Annotated in this window: 12 protein-coding genes; 2 read left to right on the forward strand and 10 right to left on the reverse strand. The window is 49.4% G+C overall.

What is annotated here, in order from left to right; translation table 11 throughout:
- Positions 1 to 181: 181 nt before the first annotated feature.
- Positions 182 to 1,627 carry an MATE family efflux transporter gene (locus KTH90_RS17945; protein WP_238727204.1) on the reverse strand — a complete coding sequence of 482 codons (1,446 nt, stop codon included), beginning with the start codon at positions 1,625 to 1,627 and terminating at the stop codon, positions 182 to 184.
- Between the two features lie 338 nt (positions 1,628 to 1,965).
- Complete coding sequence (gene spoIIID / locus KTH90_RS17950) at positions 1,966 to 2,238, reverse strand: sporulation transcriptional regulator SpoIIID (protein WP_158353442.1); 273 nt, start codon at positions 2,236 to 2,238, stop codon at positions 1,966 to 1,968.
- A 176-nt stretch (positions 2,239 to 2,414) separates the two neighbouring features.
- On the opposite strand from spoIIID, the gene KTH90_RS17955 reads away from it, so the two are divergent.
- Positions 2,415 to 3,704, forward strand: coding sequence for a response regulator transcription factor (locus KTH90_RS17955; RefSeq protein WP_158353444.1), 1,290 nt, complete (start codon positions 2,415 to 2,417; stop codon positions 3,702 to 3,704).
- A gap of 1 nt (position 3,705) precedes the next feature.
- On the opposite strand, the gene KTH90_RS17960 is transcribed toward KTH90_RS17955, so the two are convergent.
- From KTH90_RS17960 to KTH90_RS17980, 5 genes are all read right to left on the reverse strand, one after another.
- Entirely contained in the window at positions 3,706 to 5,070 is a 1,365-nt protein-coding gene (locus tag KTH90_RS17960) for a sensor histidine kinase (RefSeq protein WP_238727205.1), read from the reverse strand.
- 13 nt (positions 5,071 to 5,083) lie between these two features.
- Positions 5,084 to 6,604, reverse strand: coding sequence for a sugar ABC transporter ATP-binding protein (locus tag KTH90_RS17965; RefSeq protein ID WP_238727206.1), 1,521 nt, complete (start codon positions 6,602 to 6,604; stop codon positions 5,084 to 5,086).
- Positions 6,605 to 6,642: 38 nt separating this feature from the next.
- Positions 6,643 to 7,590 carry an ABC transporter permease gene (locus KTH90_RS17970; protein WP_158353449.1) on the reverse strand — a complete coding sequence of 316 codons (948 nt, stop codon included), beginning with the start codon at positions 7,588 to 7,590 and terminating at the stop codon, positions 6,643 to 6,645.
- Positions 7,591 to 7,664: 74 nt separating this feature from the next.
- Positions 7,665 to 8,702 carry a sugar-binding protein gene (locus tag KTH90_RS17975; RefSeq protein ID WP_238727207.1) on the reverse strand — a complete coding sequence of 346 codons (1,038 nt, stop codon included), beginning with the start codon at positions 8,700 to 8,702 and terminating at the stop codon, positions 7,665 to 7,667.
- 33 nt (positions 8,703 to 8,735) lie between these two features.
- Positions 8,736 to 10,088 carry an FAD-dependent oxidoreductase gene (locus tag KTH90_RS17980; RefSeq protein WP_238727208.1) on the reverse strand — a complete coding sequence of 451 codons (1,353 nt, stop codon included), beginning with the start codon at positions 10,086 to 10,088 and terminating at the stop codon, positions 8,736 to 8,738.
- Positions 10,089 to 10,408: 320 nt separating this feature from the next.
- Here KTH90_RS17980 and nox point away from each other — a divergent pair, with 320 nt between their 5' ends.
- Positions 10,409 to 11,743, forward strand: a complete 1,335-nt coding sequence (gene nox, locus KTH90_RS17985; RefSeq protein ID WP_158353454.1) for a H2O-forming NADH oxidase — start codon at positions 10,409 to 10,411, stop codon at positions 11,741 to 11,743.
- 228 nt (positions 11,744 to 11,971) lie between these two features.
- Here nox and KTH90_RS17990 read toward each other — a convergent pair whose 3' ends face one another.
- The 3 genes from KTH90_RS17990 to KTH90_RS18000 all read right to left on the reverse strand — a co-directional run bounded on the left by KTH90_RS17990 (position 11,972) and on the right by KTH90_RS18000 (position 14,963).
- On the reverse strand, positions 11,972 to 12,607 hold the full coding sequence (locus tag KTH90_RS17990) for a GNAT family N-acetyltransferase (protein ID WP_238727209.1): 636 nt from the start codon (positions 12,605 to 12,607) through the stop codon (positions 11,972 to 11,974).
- Between the two features lie 227 nt (positions 12,608 to 12,834).
- The gene (locus KTH90_RS17995) at positions 12,835 to 13,515 is read right to left on the reverse strand and encodes a VanW family protein (RefSeq protein WP_158353458.1); all 681 of its coding nucleotides are present in this window, start codon (positions 13,513 to 13,515) and stop codon (positions 12,835 to 12,837) included.
- Entirely contained in the window at positions 13,512 to 14,963 is a 1,452-nt protein-coding gene (locus tag KTH90_RS18000) for a Na+/H+ antiporter NhaC family protein (RefSeq protein ID WP_238727210.1), read from the reverse strand. Before KTH90_RS18000 ends, KTH90_RS17995 begins: the two co-directional genes overlap by 4 nt.
- Between the last annotated feature and the right edge of the window lie 11 nt (positions 14,964 to 14,974).

Consider the following 14,974-nt stretch of genomic DNA (forward strand, 5'->3'; position numbering starts at 1 on the left):
TTAAGCTAATCACTGATCATCCACATGATTATATCCTAGCAAATAGTTTCTCTACATTATAAAATATGATACCTCTAATTGACAAGTATTGATTTTTCACGCCTTAATCCAATCTCATTCCTTCTATATACATATTTAGCAAAATAACTATGCCAAGATTGCTAAATAATCTCTGCACTTTCTATATCCTCTGCAGCTTCCACTTCCCGCGCGCAAACCGTACCACAAAGCAAACCGCCCGGCACAGCCAGTCGATCGTCATCGCCACCCAGACTCCGAACACTCCCCAGCCCAGGAACTTCGCCAGAACATAACTGAACCCAATCCTGCATACCCACATAGATGCAATCGCCACGATCATCGTAAACTTCACATCATTCGAAGCCCTCAACGCATTCGGCAGCGTAAACGAGGACGGCCAGATCACCATACAGCACACCGCATGGTAAATCAATATCTCCGTCGTCAGCTTCGCCGTCTCCGGCGTCAGATTATACGCCATCACGATCAGCGGGCACCCCAGCACCACCACCAGATTCGTCACGACCATAAACACATGGGTCAGAAACATTAATTTCTTTGTATAATAAGTAACCTGCCCATAATCCCCAGCTCCCACACACTGAGACACCACCGTCACCACCGCCAGGCTCAGCGCCGATCCCGGCAATATCTGGAATAATCCCACACTATTGCACACCGCATTCGCGGCGATAGCCGTAGTCCCAAATGAAGTAACGAGACTCAGCACCAGAATTTTCCCCAGCTGGAACATACTGTTCTCCAACCCGTTCGGTATTCCGATATGCAGTATCTTCTTCACCAGATGTCTGTTAAACCGCCATTCGAATTTTTTACTCAAATGAATCTGACGCTTCTCCTGACGCAGCAGCACCAGAATCACCACCGAAGCCACGATTCTCGAGATCAGCGTGGCGATCGCCGCGCCTGCCACACCGATACCCGCGCCATAGATCAAAATCGCATTTCCGGTAATATTAATCACATTCATCAGCAGCGAGATCATCATGGAAATCCGCGAATTCCCCATGGCCCGGAACAGCGCGGCACATGCATTATACACAGACAGAAATGGCAGCGACACGCCCGTGATCAGCAGATAAATCTTCGCGTTCTCCATAACATTCGCATCGATCCGGCCGAACACATGGCTTAAAATAAACTGATGTGCCACTAATAAAACCATCATAATAACAAAAGAAGAGACTAAGGTAAATAAAACAAGCTGATCCGCCGCTTTACATGCCCTCTCTTCTCTCTTCTGCCCGATATAATGTCCTGAGACCACAGCTCCACCGGTCGCCATCGCCGTAAATACATTGATTAACAGCACGGTAACCGTATCCACCAGGGAAACCCCGGAGACCGCCGCTTCTCCTACGCCGGATATCATGATCGTATCCGCCATACCAACCATGACCACCAAAAGCTGTTCTATAATTAATGGAATGATTAACTTTCTGAGATCCACGTTTGAAAATAATTTCTTAGGTTCTGTCACTGCTTCTGTCACTGCTTCTGTCACTGCTTCTGACTTTTTCTCTATCGCCGGTCCTATTTCCTGCTCCGACACCGGTTCCGTCTTTCGTTCTAACTGCTCTTTCATCTCGATCCCCCTTAATGCAATTTTCATTGTAAACGATTGGTTAAGAAAGTCAATCTCTTTTCCCCACAAAATTTTACATGATCCTTCATGAAAAATGACAATTTTCCCAAATGAGTGATCCAATACTGTCCAATCAGACATGTCCCAAACCAACCAATACATTCGAATTGGACATGTCCCAAAACCGCCAAAAACAAAACGACAGAGTCCGGATGCGTGGCGGCATTCATCGCCGGCGCGCAGGGGCCTATGAACCGGGAACGCGTAATGCGTCCCTGTGGAACAGGCCTTAACCCAGAGTCTGTCGTTTCTGTTTGATTTGCAGCCGAAGAGTCGGACTACTCCTGAACCCCTTCACTCTCATGCTGATGAAGATATTTCTCCCGAGTAGCTAAGCCGCCCCTTATATGGCGTTCTGACTTATTGACATCCAATACTTTACGAGCCTGCCGGGCCAATGTGGGATTGATTTGGAGCAGGCGATCCGTTACATCCTTGTGCACGGTCGACTTGGAGATGCCAAACTTCTTCGCGGTTTGACGCACTGTGGCATTGTAGTCGATTATGTAATTGGCGATGTCAATCGCGCGTTCTTCTATATAGCCTTTCAAGGAAATCCCCCTACAATTTCGATGTTTTTACATTGTATGCAGGGAGATGAATGGTTAGTACCGATTTTCCCATGGAATTCACATTTAAAATCCGAGCTGTTTATGGTATCATTTTAAGGTAGCAGAACAGACTGGCGATATTCTATAGGATCCAGCAAAACGACTAAGGAGGACATATGATATCCGTATTGATCGCAGATGATGAAGAACTGGAAAGGAAATCCCTTCGTATTTTTCTAAATCGGAACTATGAAGATATAACGGTGCTACCCGATGCCGAAAACGGTCCTCAGGTGATCGAACAGGTGAGCCGGTATGAGCCGGACCTGCTCATTCTGGACATTGAGATGCCCGGACTTACCGGTCTGGAGGCCCTCAGGCTTCTGCGCCGGGATCATCCGTCTCTTCATGTCATTGTTAAAACAGCCTACGGTAATTTTACCTATGCGCAGGACGCGCTGAATATGCAGGTAGACGCTTATCTTCTGAAACCTGTGAAAAAAGCGGAGCTGACCACCCATTTGAATCAAATCATTGAAAAAATTAATCTGGAACGCGCTCAGATATCGAGAGATGAGAATTCCCACGCCATTCTGGAAGAGCTTCGGCCCCTGGCACAGCTGTCCTTCATGTCCGCATTACTGCGCAATATGGCCAGCCCGGATACGATTTCACGCTATACGGACCGTTTCACTATTAACTTTAAGAGCGGTTTTGTGGCTACCCTGCGTTTTTCAGACGGAATTCTCTGCACGGAAAATCGCATTTCCGCAGACGCTCCTGATTCCTCAGGCAGCAGTCTTTCCTCGTCCATTAACCTTACGAAAGAGGATCAGTTGCTTCAGGAATTGCATTCCCGGTTGTCACTCTCCTTTGATTATATGATCGGTCCCTTTGAAAAAAATGTACTGCCGATTCTGTTTTATTCCGGTAAGCTTCTATCCGCTCATGACTGCGATAGATGGAAACAGGATCTGACAGAACTATTCACCGGAGTGCTGCGTCCTCTGTGTCCTGCACTCCCTATAATCTCTTTTGGACCTCTATTCAGGGATGACATAACACAGGCTGCTCATTCCTACCAATGCACACTTCAGGAGTTGATGCAGCAGACTCCTCCATCTCCTCTGCCGGAACCCGGCCAGGGGATAAATACCCATTTAAAAAAGGCCCTTGATTTTATTGAAGAGCACTACAGTGAAAATATTTCATTAGAAAGTGTTGCTGATTATATTAAAATGAATCCCAGCTATCTGAGTCGGTTATTCAAAAATGAACTGGATAAAAATTTTATTGGTTACCTGACAGATATTCGTATGACTCATGCCATCCGCCTGATTCATCAGGGTACTGATAATGTAAAAGAGCTCTCCGCAAGAGTCGGCTACTTGTATCCCTCTTACTTCTGTAAACAATTCAAAAAATATACAGGCCATACCGTCAGTGATTTTAAACGGCTGACGTGAATTATTCCGTATTTTCCACAAAGGGTACGTAAAATACAAAACATGTGCCTTTCCCCGAAGCAGAGTCTACATAGAACTCTGCTTCGGTTCCATAGAAGGCTTTCAGGCGGCGGATCACATTTTGCAGACCGATACTGTCAGACTGCAAAATACGGCCGGTCTCTCTGCCTTCAAACATGGCCCGGACAGCTTCCAGCTTGTCATCCGGAATCCCTGCTCCGTTATCCTGAATCTCTATTTTTACATAGCTTAAGTCAGACTGCTGTTCACGATCCATATTACGATCCCTGATCAACCTGATCCGGATCACCCCATGTTCCATACAGGTTCCCAGCCCATGCACGATCGCATTTTCCACCAAAGGCTGAAGCACCAGCGCCGGAATCCGACCGGTAAGAATGGTTTCCTGATAATCCGTCTCAAACCGTATCCTATCCCGAAATCGCATTTTCTGAATATAAATATAATCATCAATATTCTTAGCTTCATCCCGGAAGCAGGATATATAGTGGATATCTTTCAGATTATACCGGTAATAATCTGAAACCGCCTCAATCATCTGCTCCGTCTGCTCCGCGCCCTCCACATAAGCCATCTGGGCCACAATATTCAGCGTATTAAACATAAAATGCGGATTGATTCTGGCCTGAAGCGCCATAATCTGGCTGTCCCTCAGCAATTTTTCCATATCCGCCTTTTCCAGCTTCTGCTGGTTGCGTTCCAGTTCCAGCTGCATGTTGGCAGACAGCCCCGCCATCTTGTCCAACCATCGCAGCATAGCCGCGATCGTACCCGCCACGATAACCAGACTTAAGAACAGTACCACATAAATAGAACGCTTTTCCTCATTAATCCTGTCCTGTTCATCGGTGGACAGCTGACGGATCGCCAGATACGCATATTCATAAAATCCATCAATCAGTTCCTGCGTATAGCTTAGCTGCTCATAATATTCGATCGCCGATTTCCCGTTTTCCTTGTTGTGATGGACCAGCGCCTCCCTGGTCTGATCCAGAATCGTCGTGATCATATTTCCGAGATCTTCCACATCCCTTACGTACCCGATCGCAAAGACATCTTCCAGAAGTTCGCCGGAGTCCCGCTCAAGCCGTTCCATGGTCTGCTGCAAAATTGCCTGTTCATCCAGATTGCCGGAGATGGCATAATAACGGTAGGAGGATACCAGATCCCCCACCAAAGCGCGCACTCCAGAGGCCTGATCATGAATGCTCAGGAGACGGCTCATCCTGGCCTGGACCCGGTCCGTGGTCTTATACAATATCGCGGCAGTCAATACGAAGCAAACCAGTATGACGGTAAAACATAAGCTGAATCTGCCTTTCATCGTGTTTCTATTCTTTCTCAAGTTTCTGTCTCCATTAAATTACAGTCCCAACTGTTGCCAGCTCCATAATTTTTTCCTGCGTGGCATTCCGCCCGTTCAGTTCACCGGTCAGCCTGCCATTCGCCAGTACGATGATCCGGTCCGACATGGAGATAAGCTCCGGCAGTTCCGAGGATATCATGACGATCCCGATTCCCTGCTTCGCCAGCCCTACCATGATTTTGTAAATCTCATATTTCGTGCCCACATCGATGCCGCGGGTGGGTTCGTCCAGGATTAAAACCTTGGGATGCCGCATCAGCCATTTACTCAGCACCACCTTCTGCTGGTTACCACCAGACAGTGTGTTTACCCTGACATTCAGATGATTGGCTTTGACTTTGAGTTCTTCGAAATATTTCCGCGCAGCCTTCTCTTCCAGACTTGCATTTATCATACCATACCGTCCGATCTCCTTCAACGAAGCCAGCGTGATATTATTCTGGATGCTCATACCGCCCACGAAACCATCCGCCTTCCTGTCCTCCGTCACCAGGGCGATACCGTTTGCAATGGCATCTGCCGGGGTATTGATCCTTATTTCCCGGTTATTCATATACAGTCTGCCGCTTTGTTTCGCTGTTTTTCCAAAAACCGCATCCACCAGCTCGCTCCGGCCGGCTCCTACTAATCCGCCGATTCCCAGGATTTCTCCCTGGTGTACCTCGAAACTTATATCTTCCACGATCCGTTTCTTCGCGTTCTGGGGGTGAGGAACAGAAAATCCTTCCACACGCAGTACGGTTTCGCCGATCGGTACGGTTTCCTTTGGATACAGGTTTCCCATTTTCCTTCCAACCATTTCCGCGATGATTACTGACTGGTCAAATTGGGCCTTTTCATGGGAATTGATCACCATACCGTCCCGCATCACGATGATTCGGTCCGAATACTCAAACACCTCGTCCAGCTTATGGGAAATCAGGATACAGGTGTAACCCTGCTCTTTTAGCTGATGCATAATGGCAAACAGTTTTTCGGATTCTGCAAGGGTCAGAGAAGCAGTTGGCTCGTCAAGTACCAGGATCTTCGGACGATGGGACAGGGCTCTGGCAATGGAAATAAGCTGCTGCCTGCTGGTGTTCAGATTGCGCAGGATCTCTCTGGGGTCCACCTTAAGGTCTACCATTTTCAAATATTCCTCTGCCTTTTGATACAATTGTTTCCAATCGATCATTTTCCCAAACTGTTTCCACCTGCCCAGGAACAGGTTCTCAGCCACGTTCAGATCCAGGTGCATATTCAGTTCCTGATAAATCATGGCAATTCCCGCTTCCTCCGACTGGCCTGTGCTTAAAAACCGTACTTCCTTTCCGCCGGTCAGTATCCGGCCCTCATATGTATCATGCGGATAGGAGCCGCTTAATATTTTCATCAGCGTACTTTTTCCTGCCCCATTTTCACCGACAATGGATAAGATTTCTCCTTTGTACGCCTCGATCGTGACGTCGGCAAGCGCCTTGACACCTGGAAATTCTTTCGTGATATGTTCCATTTTCAAGATTGCCTCTGGCATATTTCCCCTCCTTTTTATTCCGTTCTGCATGCAGCCGCTTAAGCGTTCCCGGATATCTTTCTCAAACGGAAAGTATCCATTCCCACCGCCGCGATCATGATGACTCCGATGGCGATCTTCTGCCAGTATACGGAGACATGGAGCAATACCATGGCATTGGACAGCACTTCCATCATGGCGCAGCCCAGGATCGTCCCGATGACAGAGCCATAGCCGCCGTACATACTGGTCCCTCCGATGATCACCGCTGCCACTGCCGTCATCTCCCAGCCGTCGCCGGAATTGGGCTGGGCCGAACTTAACCGGGATGCCAGGATCACACCCACGAACCCGGCCAGCACCGCGACATAGACATGGGCGGTAAACAGGATGCGCTTCACATTGATCCCGGACAGCCTGGAAGCTTCTTTATTTCCTCCCACCGCCATCAGGCTGCGCCCATAGTTGGTTTTTCTAATCACGAAATGGGAAGCAAATACGATCACCAGCGCTATGAATACGGAATACGGAATCCCCGCCAGCGTCCCCTGCCCAAGCTTCATAAATGCCTCCGGCAGCGGATAATAGGGTTCTCCCCTGGTCATCACATTCACCACACCCCGGGCGATATACATCGTACCCAGCGTAGCGATCAGGGCGGGAATCTGTAAATTGACGATCAGCAGCGCATTCAATACACCGATCAGACCGGATACCAGCAGACCCGCCGCCACTGCTGCCGGGATCGGCACCTGATTGACCAGGCATAGCCCGCAGACCGCCCCGCCAAGCCCCATCACGGAACCGATGGACAGATCCAGGCTGGCCCCGAACAACACGAAGGTTACACCGACGCTGACAATCAGCAGGAAAGAAATGGAACGGGCCAGATCGATCAGATTTGAAACAGAAAAAAATACCGGATTGATTATGCCGGTTACAATGCAAAGCACTGCAAACGGCAGAATCTTTACCAGGTTGGACAATTCAATTTTTTTAGTTTGCATGTTTACCTCCAACGCCGCATCTGCCGGCACAAAGAGAAAACTGCCGCTTTTGTGCCGGAGCTGTGCGATATCTTTTATTCCGCCTTATAAGATTCAACATTATCCTTTGTCACCAATGTAACACCGGAATTAATCAGAGTCTCTTCCAGTTCTTCTCCTTTATTCAGCTGGGTAAGCATCTCGATCGCCTTGGAGCCCATGTAATTCGGCTTCTGGACAATCGTGCCGTCCACCACACCGTTTCTGATGTAGTCCAGGCATTCCGCCGTATCGTCAAATCCGATGACACGAATCTCTCCCACCCGGTTTTGCTCAGTGATGACTTTTCCGGCAGCTACAGCCCCGGTGCCCTCACTTCCGAAGATAGCGTTCATCTTAGGGTAGGCCTTCAGCATATCCTGAGCCTTCTGGGTCGCTGTCAGCATATCGGAATTACAAGCCTCCGTAGTCAGAATTTCCATATCCGGCTGATCTTTTATGGCATCCTGGAATCCTTTGATTCTGTCGTTATCGGTCTCCTGACTTTCTGACCCGCGGATAATTCCGATCTTAGCTTTGCCGCCGGTCGCGCCGATCATCGCAGTTCCCGCTTCGTAACCCGCGTCATAATTCGATGTGCCCACATAAGCGGCCCGCTTACTGTCAGGGGCGTCCGTATCGACCAGTACAACGGGAATCCCTGCTTCTGCAGCCCGGTCAATGGCCGGGCCAATGGCTGCGGGCGAAAGAGCCATGGTAACGATCCCGTCCACTTTGGATGCGATGGCGGTGTCAATGTATTTTACCATCACATCCACGTCCACCTTCGTATCTCCCAGCACATTAACACTGACCCCGCACTCTTCGGCCCCCTGTTGAACGCCTTCTTCCACGGCCATCCAGTATTCATGGTTCACCAGCGGGGAAACAAATGTGAAATTATATGTATGATCGCTTGCCGCCCCGCTCTGCTTTGTATCAGAACCAGACGCATCGTTCTGCTGTGCATTGGAATCAGTCGTTTCACTCTGCCGGGTATTTGAATCAGCAGCTTCGCTTTGGCTGCCGCACCCGATACTTCCGAGGGCAAGTAAAATAGTCATCACACTAATTGAAATTGTCTTTTTTATCATAGTGATTTCTCCTTTATAAAACGTCCCGCTTTATTAAATTGTGGAAATGTGTATATAACGTGGTTCGGGAACCTCGGGTTCTTCCTCTCCCAAGTATACTCCCTGCTTTTTCAAAGTCTGCTGTAAACATTTGACAGATAAGTTCCGAAGGGGAACCTCCTGACGAGCGCTCAAGGCTGCCGCCGCACCCGCCGCCTCACCCGTGGCAAAGCAGGTAGCCATCACAGCGATTCCATCTGCGGCGATACACCGCCCGGCAGCTATGATGTTCTCCACCTCCAGGGGTACCAGGCTGCGATAGGGGATGGCATAAGCATGGCCGGGAATCAGCCAGTACAGTTCACATCCTGCGCCATCCGGATTATGTATGTCCACACCGTAAGCATTCATCGCTACCGTATCCTCAAACAGCCGGTAATTCAAAATATCATCCGCCGACACTTTATATTCAGCCAGAATCCGGCGGGAGACCATCATGCCCATCATTCCAGCGATCCTTGTCAGTTTCGCATGCTCCGCCCCTTTCAGATTCTTCCTCATCCAATCCACGACTTCCGGGATCTGCTTTCGGCAGGCGATCTCTCCCTTCGTGATCTCCGCGGCATTGCAGGGATCGATGCCGGTAACCCGGGTCATTTCCGCACGAAACTCGTCGTCTCTCATCAATGGGAACAGGTTCACAGCCCCGTAGGCCAGCTCTTTGTCCACCTGCCAGGTCAGCGTATCCGGCTCCAGGCCCTCCACGCAGAACATAGTGGATACCGGGCTTTTCACCTGCTCCCCGTTATGCTCACCCACACCGGTTTCAAAGGGTGCTCCGGCATAAGCCATGATATCCGCATCTCCGGTACAGTCTACGATCCTCTTGGCAAACACAGCCTGTCTGCCTGATTTATTCTCGATCACAACGCCTTGTACTTCATTGCCGTTCTTGATCGCTGCGGTGACATAGGTATGAAATAATACCTCTACCTGATATTTCTCCATGATTTCATCCGCCGCCAGTTTGAATACCTCAGGGTCAAACGGGCAGATCTCCGTGTCCGGTTCATGACGATTGTTGGCAAAATAAGGTTTTCTCTCTTTCAACTGGGGCGGCTTAATGCATCCGCCCATCTCTACCATGCGGTTGGTGAATTCTTCCCAGATTCCCCTGATCACCTGCCGCCCTCCGGTAAATGCCGACATGGACATAAATGAAGTCACAAGGCCCGTGGTACCTTGTCCGCCGAGACAATTAAACCGCTCGATCAACAGCACCTTCGCTCCGTTCTTCGCCGCGCTAACCGCCGAGGCGATTCCGGCCGGACCGCCGCCGCAGACCAGTACATCCACGTTGGCAAATACGGGAAGCTTCTTTTCCGGTTCTATGTAAAAATCAGGCATTTCTTTTACTCCTCTCCTTAAACAATACTATTTTTTAATTTTTCAAAAGATATCTTTCATTTCTTCAGTTACCTCAAAAATTCATGAATTTTTTGATATATTTATTGTAAATCCTGGCTCTTTGAACGGCAATAAGCCGTTTCTTGCATTGGTATACTATCTTTGAAAAACCGATGTCATATTTTTTACTTTCTTAAACTTTTTTAATATTTCTAATATTCCTTTACATTTTCCCGGACAATTTTCATAATAATAAGAGAAAGACTTTCAACCACTTCAGTCTGAAATAAAATGCTGAAAAAAATCAGGAGGAACAAGCAATGGAAAAAATCGTTGTGATAGGTGCAAATCATGCAGGAACTGCCGCGTTAAACACGATTCTCGATAACTATAAAGGAAAAGAGGTAGTCGCGTTTGACGCCAATTCCAACATCAGCTTTCTGGGGTGTGGAATGGCACTCTGGATCGGGAATCAGATAGACGGTCCGGAAGGCCTCTTCTATTCCAATAAGGAAACGCTGGAATCAAAGGGAGCCAGAATCTATATGGAGACTCCTGTGGACACAATCGATTTCGATCGCCGCGTCGTCCACGCCACCGGAAAAGACGGTACAAAATATGACCAGCCTTACGACCGCCTGATCCTGGCTACCGGCTCCCTGCCCATCGCTCCGTCCATGGAGGGCATCACCCTTCAGAATGTACAGTATGTGAAGCTATACCAGAATGCCCAGGATGTGATCGATAAGTTAAAGGACCCGTCGATCCGCAAAGTTACCATAGTAGGCGGCGGCTACATCGGTGTCGAACTGGCCGAAGCCTTCGTCCGCAACGGCAGGGACGTTACACTGATCGACTGTGCTCCTCATGTACTGGGGAATTATTATGATGTGGAATATTGCAGACGCATGGAGGAGACACTCAGTAATCATGGTATCCACCTGGTTCTAAATACAGGCGTAGAGACGCTGGAAGGCTCAGGAAAAGTAGAGCGGGTCGTAACCGGCAGCGGTACCTTTGATACGGATATGGTCGTCCTGGCCATCGGATTCCGTCCCAATAATGTTCTGGGTAAAGATCATCTGGCATTGTTTAAAAACGGCGCCTACCAGGTAAACCGCCGTCAGCAGACCAGCCTTCCCGATGTTTACGCCGTCGGGGACTGCGCCACGGTTTACGACAATTCCATTCAGGATACCAGCTATATCGCACTGGCTACGAATGCTGTGCGAAGCGGGATCATCGCAGCGCACAATGCCTGCGGCACCCATCTGGAGTCTCCCGGCGTACAGGGTTCCAATGCGATCCGTATTTTCGGCCTGAATATGGTGTCAACCGGGATGACATTGGCCAGGGCTGAGAAATTGGGTTATGATGCCGCTGTGTCGGATTTTGAGGATCTGCAGAAACCGGCATTTATCCGGGAGGATAATTATAAGGTGAATATCCGTATTGTCTATGACCGTAAGACACGGCAGATCCTGGGGGCGCAGATGTGTTCCGATTATGATATTTCGATGGGGATTCATATGTTTTCACTTGCTATTCAGGAGCAGGTTACGATTGACCGGCTGAAACTGCTGGATGTGTTCTTCCTGCCGCACTTTAACCAGCCTTATAACTATATTACGATGGCCGCTTTAGGGGCAGTTTAAGCGTATTTGCAATCTGTGAGATAATCATAAATTCCGTTCTGCCTGCTATACGAGACATAATACAAAATAAAACATCCCGGCATAAGTTTGAAGTGTTTCAACTTGTGCCAGGATCATTTTATGTAAAGATAATAGCTTTCAGACTCTTTCCATTTGGTGGCCGCCCAGCAATGTATTCAGCTGCTTAATTGCGATGAAAATAATAATCAGCGAGGACTGTGAACACTGCTAATGCACCACAGAATGACTGTGAATATAAAATTCCTCCTGACTCGGCTGGTATTTTTTCTCCATTTTTTCCAGCTTTTCATCAAAACGCTGTGCTTCTTCTTCGTCAAGCTGCATGAGCGGACTATCGTAATAAAACCATTTTCTTCCTTCTAAGGCATCTGCTCTGAGCTCTTTTACCAACATCGCCGCCGGATACGTTCCGTCCTCAAGACAGACATTGTATTTTTTACAGCTCTTAAAGCCACGGCTAACATAATTGCCCGGGTTTCCGAATATTACAATCACATCGTAACCAAGTGCAGCAGCTTGTTCTAAGGAATACTCTATTAACATTTTTCCATACCCCATCCTTTGGTATCCGGGTAAAATGCTAACCGGGCCAAAAGTGAGGATTTCCTTTTCCTCTCCGGTTTCATCAACCAGTTTCGCTTTCGTATACATGATATTTCCTATAATTTGACCGTCTAATTCAATCACAAAATCCAATTCCGGCAGAAAATCTTCATGCTGCCTCATGATATGAACCAGATAGTGTTCCGCACATCCTGGAACATATAAATTATAAAAAGCTTTTCTGGTGATTTCTTCCACTATCGCATAATCCGCTTCCTGTTCATTTCTAATATTTATCATATATAATTCTCCTTTTCTTCTATATTATAATCATGAATCAATCATTTAAAACAGACAAAATATCAGTAAAAAATAAGGAACAGATCATGCAGAAATACAAACGCCGCAGGACCGGGACACTGTCTGAGCCGAATGGCAAGTTGTGTCCCGGTCCTGCTGGCAAGAGGTTCCCGCCCCTTTGGGGCGATCCATTCTTGGATCCGGCCTATACGATTTAATTCCCGTCACTATTTGGCCTGTTCGCCGGCGTCCGTCGGTGCCCCGTCCAGTTCCGGCACCGGAACCGGACGGTCCGCCAGAATACATCCATACAGACATTCCTCGTCAAAAGAAAAATCCAGCTGAAACGTGGCGTTGGTTTCATTTCGCACCTTCAGGTCCAGCCAGCCCTCGCTAACCGTAGCGTCCACCCAGCTTGGCACTCCCGATTCCGGTACCGGGAAGCTGTGTTTCGCATGGTTATGATGCTCCACGACAGATAGCGGCGTGTGCTGGAAAAGCCAATAGAGCAGATTACTCAGCTGACAGAGCCCTCCCCCGTAGACCCCCTGGATCTCGCCGTGCACCAGGCAGAGGCCGTCTTTATATCGCTCCTGCCTGTCCGCGTACCGGGCCAGCTGCCAGAATGAAAAGGTCTCACCCGGGCGGATCAGAATGCGGTCCATGGTCTTCACGGCCAGCTTCAGATTATGAACCTTGTTATATTGATATTGGATATCGTATCCTGTATTCGGATTGATCAACAGCGAATGTGTCTCGAAGATCAGGTGGGGCAGCAGGCCTTCTTCCTTCATATGGCAATAAACTGCCTTGTCAAATTTCATTTTCAGGTAGAACAGGAATTTTCTCTGTTTCTGCCGCAGGGGCAGGAGGAAGGGAAATAGCTCTGTCAGCCGTTTTCTTTTCATGATAAAGCGCCTCCCTTTTCCTGCTCCTTCTGGGCCAGGGCCCTCATGCCGTCCTGACGTCCGACGCCGAATATAATACTGACAGCCATAACCACCAGCATGGCGAAGGAGTAGAACACGAACGGAGTAATCTGCCCTGCCGTCAGTGGAGCCGCGCTGTCAGCCGCGAATCCCAGGGTATAGATAATTGCCGGCGTCCATGGCATACAGTATACAAGTGTATTGGACTGTGCATCCAACAGATTCGCCGTCCGGTACGGACTGATTCCGAATTTCTGGGAAATGGGCTTCGCAAAAGAAGCTCCTACCGCCAGGATTGCCGGGGCATTGAGACCCATGATGGCCGACAGCCCGATCACCATCAGGGAAATCACGACTTCAGCAGCAGCCGGCCCTCTGGCGATACGGCTGATGACCCCCAGCAGCTTCAGATCACCGTGTCCGGCCCGCATGATCGAGGTTGCCCCAAAGAGCAGCAGCGCCAGCACACAGACCTGGATCATGCTGCTGAGACCGGTATACAGTACGCCTCCCACCGTCCGGTCCAGCCCTTCCCCCGATACGGAGAACAACGCAGGTATGGACGCCTCAGCCGCGTCGATCTGCACGATATCGATCAGGCCCGCCGCCACTGCGACCGCCCCGGCCGCCACGATGCCGATACTGGTGGCGATGATAATATTTCCCGTCCTGGCCGCTATGATAATCGTCAGGATTACCGGCAGGAACATGAACAAAGTTTTCGGATCATAGGCATAAGAACCCGCTGGCGCGCCGGACTGGTTCAGCACGATTCCGGCCGCCACGATGGCCAATATCGTAAGCGCCGCGGCAGCCAGCGCGTATTTAAGCCTCGAGCGCACGACTCCCGGCACATCCACACCCTGGGAAGCCGCAGAGCAGATCGTCGTATCCGAGATAGGGGCCAGATTATCCCCAAAGGCCGCGCCTGAGATGATCGCGCCGGCCAGAATCCCCGGATGGGCTCCCAGCGCCAGACCGGCCGGATAAAGTACCCCCATGCCGGCGGCGATGGTCCCGAATCCGGTACCGGAGGCCGTGGCGAAGATCGCGGAGGCGATAAACGCGATCACTGCGAAGAGAATACCATTGACGCCAATCCCCGCCGCCAGACCTGCCACTCCGGCAGCCAGACCGGATTCCCGCAGGATTCTGGAAAAGACTCCCGCGAACAGCCAGCAGACCACCGGCACGATGGCTTCTTTGCTGGCCATCCCGTCGATCATGGCGTCCGCATAATGCTTTTTGTCCTTGGCCAGGAAGAAGGAGAGCAGCAGTCCCAGAAACGCGGGCAGCCACAGCGCCCCATCGGAAATCGACCCAAAGTAAAATGTCGTAATGACAATACACACGATGAAGATGACGAACGGCAGAAAGGAAACCCATTCTCCGCCGTAAAATTCTAATTTTTCCCTCTCATTTTTCATTAAGATCCCCC

Source organism: Diplocloster modestus (assembly GCF_019042245.1).
In the GTDB taxonomy this organism is placed as follows: Bacteria; Bacillota; Clostridia; order Lachnospirales; family Lachnospiraceae; genus Diplocloster; species Diplocloster modestus.

What these genes read in the sequence shown, in the direction of transcription:
- KTH90_RS17945 (WP_238727204.1), bottom strand. Translation starts at nt 1,627, where the DNA reads ATGAAAGAGCAGTTAGAACGAAAGACGGAACCGGTGTCGGAGCAGGAA.
- KTH90_RS17995 (WP_158353458.1), bottom strand. Translation starts at nt 13,515, where the DNA reads ATGAAAAGAAAACGGCTGACAGAGCTATTTCCCTTCCTCCTGCCCCTG.
- KTH90_RS18000 (WP_238727210.1), bottom strand. Translation starts at nt 14,963, where the DNA reads ATGAAAAATGAGAGGGAAAAATTAGAATTTTACGGCGGAGAATGGGTT.
- KTH90_RS17980 (WP_238727208.1), bottom strand. Translation starts at nt 10,088, where the DNA reads ATGCCTGATTTTTACATAGAACCGGAAAAGAAGCTTCCCGTATTTGCC.
- KTH90_RS17955 (WP_158353444.1), top strand. Translation starts at nt 2,415, where the DNA reads ATGATATCCGTATTGATCGCAGATGATGAAGAACTGGAAAGGAAATCC.
- nox (WP_158353454.1), top strand. Translation starts at nt 10,409, where the DNA reads ATGGAAAAAATCGTTGTGATAGGTGCAAATCATGCAGGAACTGCCGCG.
- KTH90_RS17965 (WP_238727206.1), bottom strand. Translation starts at nt 6,604, where the DNA reads ATGCCAGAGGCAATCTTGAAAATGGAACATATCACGAAAGAATTTCCA.
- KTH90_RS17990 (WP_238727209.1), bottom strand. Translation starts at nt 12,607, where the DNA reads ATGATAAATATTAGAAATGAACAGGAAGCGGATTATGCGATAGTGGAA.
- KTH90_RS17975 (WP_238727207.1), bottom strand. Translation starts at nt 8,702, where the DNA reads ATGATAAAAAAGACAATTTCAATTAGTGTGATGACTATTTTACTTGCC.
- KTH90_RS17970 (WP_158353449.1), bottom strand. Translation starts at nt 7,590, where the DNA reads ATGCAAACTAAAAAAATTGAATTGTCCAACCTGGTAAAGATTCTGCCG.